The following is a 14,283-nucleotide window of genomic DNA, read 5'->3' as shown; positions in this document are numbered from 1 at the left end:
ATGCGAATATTTGTCTACGGTAGTTTAAGACGCAAACAAGGCAACAGCCACTGGATGACTAACGCTCAGTGGCTGGGCGATCATACTGTTGAAAACTTTCAGTTGTTCAGCATCGGGCACTATCCTGGCGCGGTGCCGGGTGAAGGGGAGGTGTTGGGCGAGGTATATCGCATTGATGCCAGTACGCTGGCTGAACTGGATGCCCTGCGAACAAAGGGCAATGAGTATCGGCGTCACTTGATTCAAACGCCTTACGGCAGTGCGTGGATGTATGTATATCAGCGCGATGTTGAAGGATTAACGCGTATTGAAAGTGGTGACTGGCTCGACAGAGAGCCTTCTGAGTAATAAAAAACCCCCTTCAATACGAAGGGGGTTTTTTAAATGTGTAGTTAATCCTTCTTGCTGATTTTAGTTGTGCTTGCCTGACGATATGACTGAAAAACAGACCTTTACATCCTTTTTTACATCTTATGCTATAGCTAATATCCCCTATGTCTTGAATAGATGCATTGGTGTGCATAATGAAAGGTTATTAATTATATTTAATTTTTATATTTTAAATTCGATTAAATATGCCTTTCAACAGAATGCGATACTAATAGCATATTGATTAATAATAACATTGTCATTCTCAGGAGGGATAAGATGAGATAGAGTGGATTAGGAATATATCTAGGAAGGCTTAAAGCTTTTAAAATATTCACAGTATAAATGATTTTTTTAAATTTTTTTCTTAAAGGTACATTTTATAAGTTTAATTAATAAATAAATTTTATTCTGAAATAATGTTTTTTAAATAATTTTAAAATCATGGATTTAGTTGAATAGTGGCGTGATGAGTTTAAGTTAATATGTTTCCTTTGTTTATTAATATTTATATCTTCACATCTTTTATAACATTTTCCTTTTCTGATTTTTCTGCGCACAGACGGCATAATCTCTTGGACTAATTCATAATTGTGATGAATCAGAAGTAGGTATGCCTGGCCATGAGTATTGCGTTAAATTTTTAAAATATTATTCTTAGACTGAACTGCACGATTAATGCCATCAATGATAATGATGATGTTTTTTCAGTTAATGTTATTTCTAAATAACATTTGCGCGAGAATATCAGTGCTGATCAGTGCAGTAAGAAGGATTTTTCAATCGTATGAGTTCTCAAGGATATATTATGAATTTGAATAAAATTGCTCTCGCAACCGTAATGGCTATGACTCTTGCTTCTGGTGCGGTTCATGCAGCTAAAGATCAGGGTCAGGGCAAAGTCACATTCACCGGTTCTATCATTGATGCGCCATGTTCAATCAGCTCTAAAAGCGAAGATCAAACCGTGAATTTAGGCCAGATATCTAATAAAGCGCTGGAAAACGGCGGTGTATCAACAACTCAGCCTTTCGAGATCAAACTGATTAAGTGTGATGTTGGCACGATTAAAACCGTGACGACAACGTTTACGGGTGGTGCAGGCGCATTACCTGGCTCACTGGGTATTACGGGCTCCGCAAGCGGCGCAAGCATCATGCTTATGAGCCAACAAACTGATAGCGAAGGTAGCTCAGCAATTGAGTTGGGTAAACCAACCGCTCCGCAAGCGCTCAGCGATGGTAACACGACTCTGAACTTCGCCGCTTACCTTCAAGGTAATGGTGCTTCTGCAACCATCGTTCCCGGTGAGTTCTCTGCTGTAGCTAACTTCGCGCTGGCTTATCAGTAATCGCTTAGGATAAGTGTACGCCTGGTCAACAGGCGTACATATCCTTATTATATTGAGAACACGAATGCTCAAATGTTTGCAAAGGTTAAACTTTACTTTCATTCTTATTTTTATTTCGATATCACCCGTATTAGGTGAGCAATTTGATAAAGGTATGAATGGTAAGGTGAGCATGGCGGGTGAAATACTCAACTCTGCTTGCGATATTGAGCTGCAAAATCATTTTCAAACGATAGAAATGGCACATGATAATGTTGGCGAAATATTGCGTACGGGATACGGTCAAACAACCGTTTTTTCTATTTTTTTAACAGGATGCCCAGTTTCTGCTGGAAGTGATGGAGATAAAACGCAACATTATCTTCGCTTAACGTTTGATGGCCCCATAGATAATGGATTAATTAAGGTTCTTGGAGACGTTCATGGTGTTGGTATAGAAATTCTTGATAGCAGCGGTATTCCAATCGCATTAGGAAAGGCAACCCCGCCCTATCTTGTTGATACAAACAATATGCGTCTGGATTATGGGTTAAGATTGAAATCGAATCGGACCGGCTTTAAATTAGGCGATTACTCTTCAGTGATCCGCTACAGGATAGATTATTTCTAATATTCTGAAGATTCGCATGATATAATTTTCAAGGATTTTTCTCGTTATTATGGCTAATAAATCCAGTTGTGTGCTTATAAAAAGATCGAAAAAGTGGAGGATACGCGTTCTCACTTTTTTTGTTCTCATGGGCTTGCTGGACTCAGCAATAGCCAGTGACGACATAGAATTCAATACTGATGTTCTGGATGTTAAAGATAAAACAAACTTAGACCTTAGCCATTTTGCTAAGCGCGGCTACATTATGCCGGGCGAATATACATTTAAAATTAAAGTTAATCAGAATGAGCTGGAAGATCAAACTATCCATATCTACGCGGCTGATAATGACAAAAATGAAACAAGACCGTGTTTTTCATTGGAAATGGTTCAGCAATTTGGTTTGAAAGAGGAATACCTTAACAAACTCACGACCTGGCACGATGGTCAATGTATAGACATTATTGGCCTTCCGGGCGTTGTAGAAAATCCCGATATCGGGCGTAGTGTTATCACACTCAATCTGCCACAAGCCTATATGGAATTCATTTCCGATGATTGGGTGCCTAGTGCGATGTGGGACAATGGTATTCCTGGTATCTTGGCAGATTATAACCTTTCTGCGCAAACGCGAAAGCTTCAGCAAGGTGGTTCGGATAATAATGCTTCGGGCAATGGCATCGTGGGGTTAAATGTGGGGCCATGGCGCTTGCGTGCAGACTGGCAGGGAAGCTATGAGGATTCCGCGAGTAGTAGTGGCGGTGGTTCACAGTCTCAATCCAGGTTCTCGTGGAGCCGCTACTACCTTTATCGTGCAATCCCGTCGCTGGGAGCAAAACTGATACTGGGTGAAGATTACGTCAACTCGAATCTCTTCGACAGTTTCCGTTTCGCGGGCGGCAGCCTCGTCACAGATGACAGTATGCTTCCACCTAACTTACGTGGATATGCGCCAGAAGTGACCGGGGTGGCGCATACAAACGCAAAAGTGACTATTTCCCAACAAGGGCGTGTTTTGTACGAAACGCAGGTAGCGGCGGGCCCTTTTGCTATTCAGAGCCTTAATAATGCCGTAACGGGCGCGTTAGATGTTCAGGTTCAGGAGCAGGATGGAAGTGTTCAAAACTACAAGGTCAACACGGCGAATGTGCCTTATCTGACGCGTCCCGGTTCCGTGCGTTATAAAATATTTGCCGGCCGGCCAATGGATTACAGTCATGATGTCGAGGGCGGGGAATTTGGCTCAGGTGAGTTCTCATGGGGGGTGAGTAACGGTTGGTCACTGTATGGCGGGATAGTAAGTAACAAGAACTATCATTCCGCCGCTGTGGGTGTCGGCCGTGACCTCTTGATTCTGGGGGCAGTGGCTTTTGACGTAACGCGTTCAGAAACCAAACTGGATAGCCATCGCTATAAAGGGCAATCCTATCGCGTCAGTTATTCCAAGCAATTTGAAGAAACTGACAGCCAGGTAACATTTGCAGGTTATCGCTTCTCTGAAAAGGAGTTCATGAGCTTTAATGACTATTTGAACTATACCTCGCAGGACGATAATTTTCAGAAAGGCAAAGAGATGTATACCATCACTTTTAGCCAGCAAATACCGTCATTTGGGATTAGTGCTTACCTTAACTATTCGCATCAAACTTACTGGAACAGCCCAACGGAAGACCGATACAACCTGTCAGTTTCGCGATATTTCAATATTGGTAAATTAAAAAATATCAGTGCTTCACTGACTGTTTATCGGAATAAATTTAACAACCAGCAGGATGATGGCTTATATGCTTCTGTTTCTATACCGTGGGGTGATACGGGCTCAATCAGTTACAACACAACGCTGGGCTCTTACTCCAGTTCCCATAATCTGAGTTATTTTGACCATTTAACGAATGGCGATAGTTATCAGGTTTCTGCGGGAACGAGTGAAAGTAATACGAGCATGAGCGGTTATTACACGCATGAAGGTAACAGCCTTGAAACATCAACGAATATTGATTACCAGGAAGGGCAATATAGCGCACTTGGCCTGACTATGCATGGTGGCCTTACGGCTACCACAAAAGGCGTTGCATTGCATCGTACGAATATGCCAGGTGGTACACGTATTATGATTGATTCAGGTGATGCGACAAATATCCCTGTTAGGGGATACACTGGCACAGATACGCGAACCAATATCTTTGGTAAAGCCGTCGTGACTGACATAAGCAGCTACAGCAAAAATAGTTTGAGTATCGATCTTAACGAGTTGCCGGATGATGCCGAGGTGCTGAATTCAGTCGTACAAGCCACGCTGACTGAAGGAGCTATTGGTTATCGTAAATTTGACGTGATGTCAGGAAAGAAAGCGATGGCGGTTATTCGTCTCGCTGATGGAACTTTTCCGCCCTTTGGCGCGACAGTCAATAGTGAAAATGAGCAAGAGCTTGGAATTATTAACGATGAAGGGGATGTTTATCTGGTCGGCCTTAAACCAAATGCGCAATTAAATGTGAACTGGAATGGTGAGAGGCAGTGCTATGTGAATGTACCCGAAGTATTAGCTGAACAGGACCTCAAAGGTATTCTGTTACTGCCCTGTCATCAATAAATGCACTTCCGCATTATTGATATCATTAACGAAACGTATCGAAATAGCAGAAATGAAATTATTTAATAAAGTGTTACTGGCCGTATCTACCTTGTCCCTATTGAGTGTGGGATCTCTAGCTAATGCTGCAATTGCGCTGGATCGTACTCGTGTGATTGTTAATGGTGGAGACACATCAGTTAGTTTAAGCATTAGCAATGAGAATAAAAAGCTACCATATTTGGCGCAAGGTTGGATTGAAGATGCCAACGGAAATAAAATTTCCAATCCAATGGCCGTAATCCCTCCGGTACAACGGGTTGAGCCAAGCGCCAAAAGCCAGGTAAAAATCCAGGTTTCTCCTGCAATTAATTCCCTACCACAGGATAGGGAGTCTGTATTCTATTTTAACTTGCGAGAAATTCCGCCGCGCAGTTCTACGCCGAATACATTACAAATTGCATTGCAAACACGCATTAAGTTGTTCTATCGACCAAAGCCTATCGCCCTGGAGAAAAGCCAGGCAGCAAATGGTGATTGGGTTAATCAAGTTACGCTCCAGCGTCAGGGCGATAAATTTATCGTGAACAACCCAACGCCGTATTTCCTCACCCTTGTTGAAGCATTTTCCTCTGCGAAGGGGGGAGCTATCAATTTTACTCCGGTCATGGCGAGCCCAAAAGGGCAAACACCCATGGAAACCTTAGCAGCGTCGTTGGGTAATAACCCTGTCCTGACCTATGTCAATGATTACGGCGGGCGTCCGAAAATCCAATTTACCTGCAACGGTACAACGTGCAACGCAAAGTTATTAAAAGATAACTAATGAATTCCGTTCAGGAGTACTGAATATTATGAAAATCCTCTTCCTGCTGGGAATGATCCTGGCAATGCCGTCAATCGCGTCGTTGACCGAGGAACAGCTAAAAGCCATCGAACAACGATTGAATGAACAGACCAACGGTCATACTGGTTTATTATATGTACAAGGAACATTGACTGAAGGAACCTGCCGGATGTCAATGGAATCTGACTGGCAGGAAGTTGATTTGGGTAATACTGTGTTAGCCGATATAAAAACCTATGGGCAGACAGGTCACAGTACGTCAATAAAAATATTTCTTGAAGATTGCCCGGAACAGATCACGAATGTGACTAATTCAGCAACATTAACGCAAACACGCGTTGCGGGGGGGACTATTTACCAGGCACGCTTTATTGCCGTAGCGGATGAAACAAACCCGAATCTCATCAAAGTCAAAGGGGCTTCAGGAATAGGCCTCCAGTTACGCGATGATCAGGGACGAGAAGTTAAACTCTCCCAACGCGGTTACCCCATATTACTGGCTCCTGGACAAAATGAAGTCACTTTTTCATTACAGCCTGTACGCACGCGCTCAGAGTTTGTGGCTGGCGCCTATCATGCGATCATTAACTTCAGTATGATATATCAATAAGGTATTTCCTATGAGAAGTGTTATGGGTGGGCTTATTTTATTATTGGTATGTATATCGTCTAATGTGAATGCGGTTGATAATGTTCATTTCTCAGGGGTGCTGGTTTCACAAGCCTGTACGTTACCCGACGAAGATGCCAATATTACTTTAGATTTCGATACCGTCGTGACGAAGTATCTTTATCAATATCAAAGAACGAGAAGCAAACCCTTTGTAATTCATTTAGTGGATTGCAATCCTGCCATGATGGGGGCGGTTAATGTCACTTTCGAGGGGCAACCCGATAGCGAACTCTCCAATTTACTGGCAATCAATGCGGGAAGTACAGCACAAGGTGTCGCAGTTGGCATTGAATTGGCCGACGGCACACTTATGCCCATTAATACAACAAGTCCCGCGCAACCATTAGTGAGTGGAAACAATTCACTTTCATTTTCTGCTTTTGTGCAAATACAGCCGTCGGTTTTAACCAACAAATCTTTAAAAAACGGGGATTTTACAGCTATAGTCACATTTATGTTGGGTTATCAATAGAATGCGTACCTTATAAGCAACAACTCAACAGTGAGCAGAGTTTCTCAGATTAGATGCGAATAAACGATGCCTATATTATTTATTGGCTGGATAGTTGTTGGCGACAATTGATTATAACGAAAGGATTACGGTTTATGAAAGCCGCGTTGCGTGTCCCCTTAATGCTATTAATAACAATGCTCATCATCGTGGCTTTTATTACGGGTCATTCTGCATTCGGGAATACTGCGTCTGTCAACGTTAATATTTCAGGGCAGCTGGTAGCTAATGGTTCATGCACCTTTAACGAGGGAGGGGCGATCCAGGTTAATTTCGGTACAGTCAAACTTCAGGGAACAGGAGCAACCACTGTTGAGCTGGAGGGAAATTATATCCAGCCGTTAACCGATACTTTTACCTGTACCGGTGATAGTGGCGGATTACTGCAAATGAAATTTACCTCGGCAACCGGCAGTTATGAGACGTATAGTGGGATAAAAGTATTGGGTACAGATAAAGGGATTGTCGCTATTCAGCTTTTAGTCGATGGGACGGCTCAGGAAATGGGAAAATGGTTTGATATAGACCAGGCGCACCCGCCAGTTTTACAAGCTCAACTAGTACAGATCAGTACGGATAACAAAAGTAATATTGTGAGCGGTGATGTATTTACAGCGTCCGGCACCTTAACTATGGCGTTTAATTGAGTTAATTATGATGAAAAGTATCCTCAATACCGTTTGTCTGTTAAGTATGACTCTCATTCTTAATGATCCTGTCTATGCCGCACTGACGGGGGATGAGATGAGCGTGAAATTTACCGGGACATTCCTCCTTTCTACGCCGTGCACCATAAATAATGACCAGGTTATTGATGTTCCCTTTGGTAACGTGGGGATAGATAAAGTTGATGGGGTGGCCTATGCCCAAAAGATCCCTTTTATCGTAGATTGTAAGGGGGTTGCAGATACCACTTCGCTCAATTTAACGATGTCAGGTATAGCGGTAAGCTTTGATGGGGCGGCATTAAAAACGAATGCTGACGGCCTTGGCATTAAAATTAAAGCTGACGGTATCGCGATGAAGCTCAATAAACCGTACATCACGACGTTGAAAGATCTTGAAACGCTGACATTAACGGCCGTTCCCGTAAAAGATCCTGATAAGCCCTTGACCGAGCAAAATTTCTCAGCCGTAGCGACATTAACTGCTGATTATTATTAAGTGGCTTAATAGATATACAGCCTTTTACTAAAAGATCAAGCCCAGAATAAATGGTATGATTATGTATAATAAACGAATTTCATTACTGACTCTTGTGGTGATCATTTGTACGTTTTTTTTAATCAATGCGATCGAGCACAAGGCGTATGCGACAATAAATAATGCATATGGAATTAAATATGCTTCTAACGGAACTGTTTTTTGTCCTGTCAGTAGTACTTCTGGAGGTGTTCCCAGAATAGATAGTGGATCTTATTTTAAAATCGGGTCGTGTACTCTTACCGCACAAGGGTATGTTCCTGTTTCGGGGCAGTATCGCCTCGGGGTTAGCATATCGATAGCCCCTGAGACGTATGCCATAAGTAATCCTACATATATTGATGCCAAGAAAGATATTAGCTACCAAACTCTTAATTTCTCAGGAAGTAATGTCAATATTTCTGGCACTTCGAGTTATAGTGTGCATTATTGTTACACGTTGTTGGATCAGAATAATAACATGTGGTCAATTATTAATGGCGGGGGGTGTTCAGGTGGGCTTCAACCACTACCCCCTACGCCAAAGCCACCTACAATTAATTGTACAATAAATAATTCTAATGCGATTAATGTGAATCTGGGCAACCTTGACAGGGCATTATTACCTACGGTTCCAGGAACAGGGCAACCTCAAACTGTGAAAATACCGGTGTCTTGTGTCACCGATACTGCATCGGTGACAACGCTTAAGGTCAATATGAAACTCACCTATACTCCGATAACGGTGAGCGGCTTACAGGTGATTAAATCATCGACTAATGGCATGGGTGTTTCGGTTATTTATAATAATAATGTGCTGGCACCATCAGTAGACAAACCGATAGATTTTTATATAGGTTCTAATAATATTTCGCTAGGTTTTGAAGCCGTGCGCGATCCTAACATTGAGGTTGCGAAAGTTCCCACGGGTGCATTTACAGCCAGCGCTGTTTTGGTGATGACGGTACAGTAAATATTTCGAAGCGGTAAACCCGGTAATAAGTTTCCGGGTTTACTTATTGTAGTATTTCATATTTTTTCATTCTAACTCTTATGATTATTGCGGCTGCATTCCTTTTTATTGCTCTAGATTTTTATATCCCCGGAACGGGTGGTACAGGCGTTGCATTACCTTATAACGTGCTATTTATCGGATGGGTGGGGTTAATCTTACTTTTATTTTCTTTACGATGTAAAAAGCGCGAAATGCGTGGGGAACCCCAACCTTTGATAATCGTTGGCGCATTACTGCTAGTGATTCCATGGTTTTTTCAGGCAGAAGGCAATCCAGGGGTATGGGTAATGCTCATAGCGCTGGTTTTGTGGTCTGGCGGTTTACAACTTTCGTTAAGTGAACGTCATAAGCGTTTTGTGCTTAACGCTGTGTTCATCCTGGCGCAGGGTCAGTCGGCCTTATGTATTGTTCAGGCTTTGCATCCACATCTTGCGGCGCAGTTGATGGAATACGACTGGTTACGCAATCATGGGCGTCCTTACGGCATTTTCCAGCAAACGAATTTGCTGGCCAGCTTTTTAGCAACCGGGCTGGGCTGTGGTTTCTTGCTGTTGCATACTGAACATCGGCGCTATGTAATCGGTCTTAATACTGTGGGGCTGGGGTTACTGGCATTCTGTCTTGCGTTAAGTCAGTCCCGGGCGGGTGCATTAGGTGCGGTGTTTGTTCTGACAGCGCTGACATGGAGTATGGGGCGCAGCCAGTTATCCCGAACTTTCATTGCATTATCCGTCATGGTGGTATGTGCCGCGCTGGGCTGGTATATCACGCAACACCTTCAAATTGTTATCAATGGTGAACCTTATTTTTTCGCACGAAGTTATGAATATTCTACCCGCGAGCGCTGGAATATTTTGCTCATCACATGGCAGATGATTATGCAGCACCCTTGGGCGGGCTGGGGTTACGGGAGATTCGAATTTGAATTTAGCCGCTACGTGCTGGCGCATCCTGAGTTGCCCTATACCTATTCGAGCATTGTGACACATCCGCATAACGAACTGCTTTACGCGTGGTTCCAGGGGGGCGTTGTGGCTCTCCTTGGCATCCTTACGTTCTTTGCCGGTTGGGGGATGATGGTGATCCGCGGGTGGCGGCATAGTCACCAGTTGGCCGCTTATGGCATGTTGATCGTGCCACTGCTGGTCCATCTCAATCTTGAATATCCGTTTTATCAATCTTTCGTCCATTTTGGATTGTTCCTGATCCTGCTGCGGCTTGGTGTGGTTGAAACGCCCGCCAGCGAAATATCAGTGCGCCGTTTTACCGGATGGCCGCGCGGCGGCGTCGTGCTTTTGGGTTTGGTATTGCTGGTGTTTAGTGCGACGGGGCTTTACGCCAATCACCAACTAACCGCGCTGGAGCGCAGCCAGTTTGCGCATTTTCCGCAGCCCGCGCCGTGGTATTTTGCTACCCAGTTCGAGCGTGCGCAGTTTGACGGTATGGTCGCCCGGCTGATCAATTACAATATGACGCGCAATGAGGCGGATCTCGATGTGTTTATGTCGCAGGCGGAGCAGTGGTCACAACGCCATAACGATCGCAACGTCTGGGGCAGTATGATGATGATTACGCGGTTTCGCGGTGAGCAAGAGAAGCTCGCCCGGATGCAACTTCTCTACGACAAACTCTTCCCACTTCAGCCGCAATAGTCGGTTTCAGAGGCACTAACAAAAACACCGCCAGCAGGCGGTGTTTTTAATGCAAGTTGCGGTTACTTTTTGGCCGCGCGTTCGAAAGAAGCAACGATTTCTGCTTTAGCGGCTTCAGCGTTGTCCCAACCGTCAACTTTCACCCATTTGCCTTTCTCGAGATCTTTATAGTGCTCGAAGAAGTGGGCAATCTGCGCTTTCAGCAGTTCCGGCAGGTCGTTCACGTCTTTGATGTGATCGTACTCTTTGCTCAATTTGGTGTGCGGGACCGCAACCAGCTTGGCGTCTTCGCCCGCTTCGTCAGTCATTTTCAGCACGCCAACCGGACGGCAGCGGATCACAGAACCCGGTTGCAGCGGGTACGGCGTCGGGACCAGTACGTCAACCGGGTCACCGTCCAGGGACAGGGTGTGGTTGATATAACCGTAGTTGCACGGGTAGAACATCGCAGTAGACATGAAACGGTCAACGAACAGCGCGCCGCTGTCTTTGTCGATTTCATATTTGATCGGGTCCGCGTTAGCCGGGATTTCGATAACTACATAGATGTCTTCTGGCAGATCTTTACCAGCAGGCACGTTGAGTAAGCTCATGTCTGTTTCCTTTAACTGTATGGCAAACAATGCCGGGTATTATAGCCAAATGCGCCTGAAAGTCCTGGACTGTTTTTCCCGCCGCCCGAAAACCCCAACCCTTTTTGCGTCTTTTTTTCGACTGAATAATCCATAAAGTCAGCCGCTTTCTGAATAAATTTTTGTAACCGGTTACAAAGTGAGATTTTTGCCCGGTCAGAAGAAAAAAAATCTCTCGAATCCGCGACCTGGCGCAGGGGCGAAAAGTCGCTACCCCGCTCACACTCTTGCGTTCTCAGGCTCATAACCTTTATGTAACTTTTTTGAATTGTGATGTAACGCATTTTGTTACATCCCTTATTGTCTATAGTTTTCCCGCAGGTGGAGATTTAACCAACAATAACCCTACGAGGATTCACTTATGTGGAAGCGCTTACTTCTGGTCACAGCAGTTTCGGCAGCCATGTCGTCTATGGCAATGGCAGCCCCCTTAACCGTGGGTTTTTCTCAGGTAGGTTCTGAATCAGGCTGGCGCGCAGCGGAAACCAGCGTTGCGAAAAGCGAAGCCGAGAAACGCGGCGTTACGCTGAAGATCGCCGATGGTCAGCAAAAGCAGGAAAACCAAATCAAAGCCGTGCGTTCGTTTATCGCTCAGGGCGTTGATGCCATCTTTATCGCCCCGGTTGTGGCAACAGGTTGGGAGCCGGTGCTGAAAGAAGCCAAAGAGGCAGAAATCCCGGTGATCCTGCTGGACCGTAATATCGATGTAAAAGACAAATCGCTGTATATGACCACCGTCACCGCTGACAACGTGCTGGAAGGCCGTCTGATTGGCGACTGGCTGGTGAAAACCCTCGACGGTAAACCGTGTAACGTCGTTGAACTGCAGGGCACCGTCGGGGCGAGCGTGGCCATCGACCGTAAGAAAGGTTTTGCTGAAGCCATCGCTAAAGCGCCGAACGTGAAAATCATCCGTTCGCAATCCGGCGACTTCACCCGCAGTAAAGGGAAAGAAGTCATGGAGAGCTTCATCAAGGCTGAAAACAACGGCAAAAACATTTGCATGGTTTACGCCCATAACGACGACATGGCTATCGGCGCCATCCAGGCCATTAAAGAAGCGGGTCTGAAACCGGGCTCCGATATTCTGACCGGCTCTATCGACGGCGTACCGGATATCTTCAAAGCGATGATCGACGGCGAAGCCAATGCCAGCGTTGAATTAACGCCGAACATGGCTGGCCCGGCATTCGATGCGCTGGAAAAATTCAAAAAAGACGGCACCCAGCCTGAGAAAACCACCATCACCAAATCAACGCTGTTCCTGCCGGATACCGCGAAAGAAGAGCTTGAGAAGAAAAAAGGCATGGGCTACTAAGCCGACCGCAGACAAGGCTCTCTTCGGAGAGCCTTTTGCTCTACTGACACGCTTTTCGGAGTCCGGTGATGCAACCACAACAACATCAGGAAATCTTGCGCACCGAAGGGCTGAGTAAAGTCTTTCCGGGGGTAAAAGCGCTGGATCACGTCGATTTTAGCTTACGGCGTGGCGAAATTATGGCCTTGCTGGGGGAGAACGGCGCAGGCAAGTCCACATTAATTAAAGCTCTCACCGGCGTGTACCAGCCCGATGGCGGTACAGTCTGGTTAGAGGGCCAAACCATCCGCCCAAAAAATACCGCCCATGCCCAGCAGCTTGGCATCGGGACGGTGTATCAGGAAGTAAACCTCCTGCCGAATATGTCGGTGGCGGATAACCTGTTTATCGGTCGCGAACCGAAACGCTTCGGTTTACTGCGCCGCAAAGAGATGGAAAAACGCGCCACGGCGCTGATGGAGTCCTACGGATTCAGCCTGGATGTGCGCGAGCCGCTCAACCGTTTTTCCGTCGCCATGCAGCAAATTGTGGCGATCTGCCGCGCGATCGACTTGTCTGCCAAAGTGCTGATCCTTGATGAGCCCACCGCCAGCCTTGATACCAAAGAAGTGGAGATGCTGTTTACCCTGATGCGCCAGCTACGCGACCAGGGCGTCAGCCTGATTTTCGTGACCCACTTTCTGGACCAGGTATACGAAGTCACCGATCGCATCACCGTGCTGCGCAACGGCAAGTTTATCGGCACCCGCGATACCCGCGAGCTGCCGCAGATCGAGCTGGTAAAAATGATGCTGGGCCGCGAACTGGACCAGAATGCCCTGCAACGCGCCGGGCGCACGCTGCTAAGCGAAAAACCGGTAGCGGCATTTAAAGATTACGGCAAAAAAGGCGTGATTGCGCCGTTCTCGCTGGAGGTGCGCCCCGGTGAAATTGTCGGCCTGGCGGGGTTGTTAGGCTCGGGGCGCACCGAAACCGCCGAAGTGATCTTCGGTATTAAGCCCGCCGACAGCGGCAACGCGCTGATCAAGGGCAAGCCGCAGGCGCTGCGCTCCCCGCATCAGGCCTCCTGCCTGGGGATTGGCTTCTGCCCGGAAGATCGCAAAACCGACGGGATTATTGCCGCTGCTTCGGTGCGCGAAAATATCATTCTGGCGCTCCAGGCCCAGCGCGGCTGGCTGCGACCGATCCCACGGCGCGAGCAAAACGATATTGCCGAACGCTTTATCCGCCAGTTAGGTATCCGCACGCCGAGCGCCGAGCAGCCGGTGGAATTTTTGTCCGGCGGCAATCAGCAAAAAGTATTGCTGTCGCGCTGGCTGCTGACCCGGCCGCAGTTCCTGATCCTCGATGAACCGACGCGCGGTATCGACGTCGGCGCGCACGCCGAAATCATTCGTCTGATCGAAACGCTGTGTGCCGACGGGCTGGCCCTGCTGGTTATCTCGTCGGAACTGGAAGAGCTGGTGGGGTATGCCGACCGGGTGATCATCATGCGCGACCGGGAACAGGTGGCGGAAATCCCGCTTGAAGAGCTGTCCGTCAGCGCAATTATGAATGCCATCGCGGCATAAG

Annotated in this window: 15 protein-coding genes; 13 read left to right on the top strand and 2 right to left on the bottom strand. The window is 46.3% G+C overall.

What is annotated here, in order from left to right; all coding sequences use genetic code 11:
• From ACVV26_RS19750 to ACVV26_RS19700, 11 genes are all read left to right on the top strand, one after another.
• On the top strand, positions 1–348 hold the full coding sequence (locus ACVV26_RS19750) for a gamma-glutamylcyclotransferase family protein (RefSeq protein WP_474798969.1): 348 nt from the start codon (positions 1–3) through the stop codon (positions 346–348).
• 829 nt (positions 349–1,177) lie between these two features.
• On the top strand, positions 1,178–1,720 hold the full coding sequence (locus ACVV26_RS19745; protein WP_474798968.1) for a fimbrial protein: 543 nt from the start codon (positions 1,178–1,180) through the stop codon (positions 1,718–1,720).
• A 64-nt stretch (positions 1,721–1,784) separates the two neighbouring features.
• Entirely contained in the window at positions 1,785–2,330 is a 546-nt protein-coding gene (locus ACVV26_RS19740; protein ID WP_474798967.1) for a fimbrial protein, read from the top strand.
• A gap of 49 nt (positions 2,331–2,379) precedes the next feature.
• Entirely contained in the window at positions 2,380–4,902 is a 2,523-nt protein-coding gene (locus ACVV26_RS19735; protein ID WP_474798966.1) for an outer membrane usher protein, read from the top strand.
• 52 nt (positions 4,903–4,954) lie between these two features.
• Complete coding sequence (locus tag ACVV26_RS19730) at positions 4,955–5,707, top strand: fimbria/pilus periplasmic chaperone (RefSeq protein ID WP_474798965.1); 753 nt, start codon at positions 4,955–4,957, stop codon at positions 5,705–5,707.
• A gap of 28 nt (positions 5,708–5,735) precedes the next feature.
• Positions 5,736–6,338 (top strand): fimbrial protein, encoded by a 603-nt coding sequence (locus ACVV26_RS19725; RefSeq protein WP_474798964.1) that lies wholly within the window; start codon positions 5,736–5,738, stop codon positions 6,336–6,338.
• Positions 6,339–6,348: 10 nt separating this feature from the next.
• Positions 6,349–6,873, top strand: coding sequence for a fimbrial protein (locus ACVV26_RS19720; RefSeq protein ID WP_474798963.1), 525 nt, complete (start codon positions 6,349–6,351; stop codon positions 6,871–6,873).
• Positions 6,874–7,007: 134 nt separating this feature from the next.
• Positions 7,008–7,559 carry a fimbrial protein gene (locus ACVV26_RS19715; protein WP_474798962.1) on the top strand — a complete coding sequence of 184 codons (552 nt, stop codon included), beginning with the start codon at positions 7,008–7,010 and terminating at the stop codon, positions 7,557–7,559.
• Positions 7,560–7,566: 7 nt separating this feature from the next.
• Positions 7,567–8,076: a fimbrial protein gene (locus ACVV26_RS19710; protein ID WP_474798961.1), complete on the top strand. Its 510-nt coding sequence runs from the start codon at positions 7,567–7,569 to the stop codon at positions 8,074–8,076.
• Positions 8,077–8,131: 55 nt separating this feature from the next.
• Positions 8,132–9,067 carry a fimbrial protein gene (locus ACVV26_RS19705; RefSeq protein ID WP_474798960.1) on the top strand — a complete coding sequence of 312 codons (936 nt, stop codon included), beginning with the start codon at positions 8,132–8,134 and terminating at the stop codon, positions 9,065–9,067.
• A gap of 80 nt (positions 9,068–9,147) precedes the next feature.
• Positions 9,148–10,761 carry a PglL family O-oligosaccharyltransferase gene (locus ACVV26_RS19700; protein ID WP_474798958.1) on the top strand — a complete coding sequence of 538 codons (1,614 nt, stop codon included), beginning with the start codon at positions 9,148–9,150 and terminating at the stop codon, positions 10,759–10,761.
• A gap of 62 nt (positions 10,762–10,823) precedes the next feature.
• Here ACVV26_RS19700 and ppa read toward each other — a convergent pair whose 3' ends face one another.
• Positions 10,824–11,354 (bottom strand): inorganic diphosphatase, encoded by a 531-nt coding sequence (ppa, locus tag ACVV26_RS19695; RefSeq protein WP_125294207.1) that lies wholly within the window; start codon positions 11,352–11,354, stop codon positions 10,824–10,826.
• Positions 11,355–11,365: 11 nt separating this feature from the next.
• The gene (locus tag ACVV26_RS19690; RefSeq protein WP_474798957.1) at positions 11,366–11,677 is read right to left on the bottom strand and encodes a hypothetical protein; all 312 of its coding nucleotides are present in this window, start codon (positions 11,675–11,677) and stop codon (positions 11,366–11,368) included.
• Positions 11,678–11,754: 77 nt separating this feature from the next.
• Here ACVV26_RS19690 and ytfQ point away from each other — a divergent pair, with 77 nt between their 5' ends.
• Positions 11,755–12,711, top strand: coding sequence for a galactofuranose ABC transporter, galactofuranose-binding protein YtfQ (gene ytfQ / locus ACVV26_RS19685; RefSeq protein WP_312983792.1), 957 nt, complete (start codon positions 11,755–11,757; stop codon positions 12,709–12,711).
• Positions 12,712–12,779: 68 nt separating this feature from the next.
• Positions 12,780–14,282, top strand: a complete 1,503-nt coding sequence (gene ytfR, locus ACVV26_RS19680; RefSeq protein WP_474798956.1) for a galactofuranose ABC transporter, ATP-binding protein YtfR — start codon at positions 12,780–12,782, stop codon at positions 14,280–14,282.
• The last annotated feature ends 1 nt before the right edge of the window (position 14,283 follow it).

The sequence above is a fragment of the Atlantibacter sp. MEI4A-1023 genome (genome assembly GCF_056155425.1).
Note: the sequence above shows the minus strand (reverse complement) of the source record. Positions and strands in the feature narration are given on the sequence as shown.

Excerpts from the sequence above, each read along its gene's own strand:
- ACVV26_RS19715 (WP_474798962.1), top strand. The coding sequence starts at position 7,008 with ATGAAAGCCGCGTTGCGTGTCCCCTTAATGCTATTAATAACAATGCTC.
- ACVV26_RS19720 (WP_474798963.1), top strand. The coding sequence starts at position 6,349 with ATGAGAAGTGTTATGGGTGGGCTTATTTTATTATTGGTATGTATATCG.
- ppa (WP_125294207.1), bottom strand. The coding sequence starts at position 11,354 with ATGAGCTTACTCAACGTGCCTGCTGGTAAAGATCTGCCAGAAGACATC.
- ACVV26_RS19750 (WP_474798969.1), top strand. The coding sequence starts at position 1 with ATGCGAATATTTGTCTACGGTAGTTTAAGACGCAAACAAGGCAACAGC.
- ytfQ (WP_312983792.1), top strand. The coding sequence starts at position 11,755 with ATGTGGAAGCGCTTACTTCTGGTCACAGCAGTTTCGGCAGCCATGTCG.
- ACVV26_RS19745 (WP_474798968.1), top strand. The coding sequence starts at position 1,178 with ATGAATTTGAATAAAATTGCTCTCGCAACCGTAATGGCTATGACTCTT.
- ytfR (WP_474798956.1), top strand. The coding sequence starts at position 12,780 with ATGCAACCACAACAACATCAGGAAATCTTGCGCACCGAAGGGCTGAGT.
- ACVV26_RS19740 (WP_474798967.1), top strand. The coding sequence starts at position 1,785 with ATGCTCAAATGTTTGCAAAGGTTAAACTTTACTTTCATTCTTATTTTT.
- ACVV26_RS19705 (WP_474798960.1), top strand. The coding sequence starts at position 8,132 with ATGATTATGTATAATAAACGAATTTCATTACTGACTCTTGTGGTGATC.
- ACVV26_RS19690 (WP_474798957.1), bottom strand. The coding sequence starts at position 11,677 with ATGCGTTACATCACAATTCAAAAAAGTTACATAAAGGTTATGAGCCTG.
- ACVV26_RS19725 (WP_474798964.1), top strand. The coding sequence starts at position 5,736 with ATGAAAATCCTCTTCCTGCTGGGAATGATCCTGGCAATGCCGTCAATC.
- ACVV26_RS19710 (WP_474798961.1), top strand. The coding sequence starts at position 7,567 with ATGATGAAAAGTATCCTCAATACCGTTTGTCTGTTAAGTATGACTCTC.
- ACVV26_RS19700 (WP_474798958.1), top strand. The coding sequence starts at position 9,148 with ATGATTATTGCGGCTGCATTCCTTTTTATTGCTCTAGATTTTTATATC.
- ACVV26_RS19735 (WP_474798966.1), top strand. The coding sequence starts at position 2,380 with ATGGCTAATAAATCCAGTTGTGTGCTTATAAAAAGATCGAAAAAGTGG.
- ACVV26_RS19730 (WP_474798965.1), top strand. The coding sequence starts at position 4,955 with ATGAAATTATTTAATAAAGTGTTACTGGCCGTATCTACCTTGTCCCTA.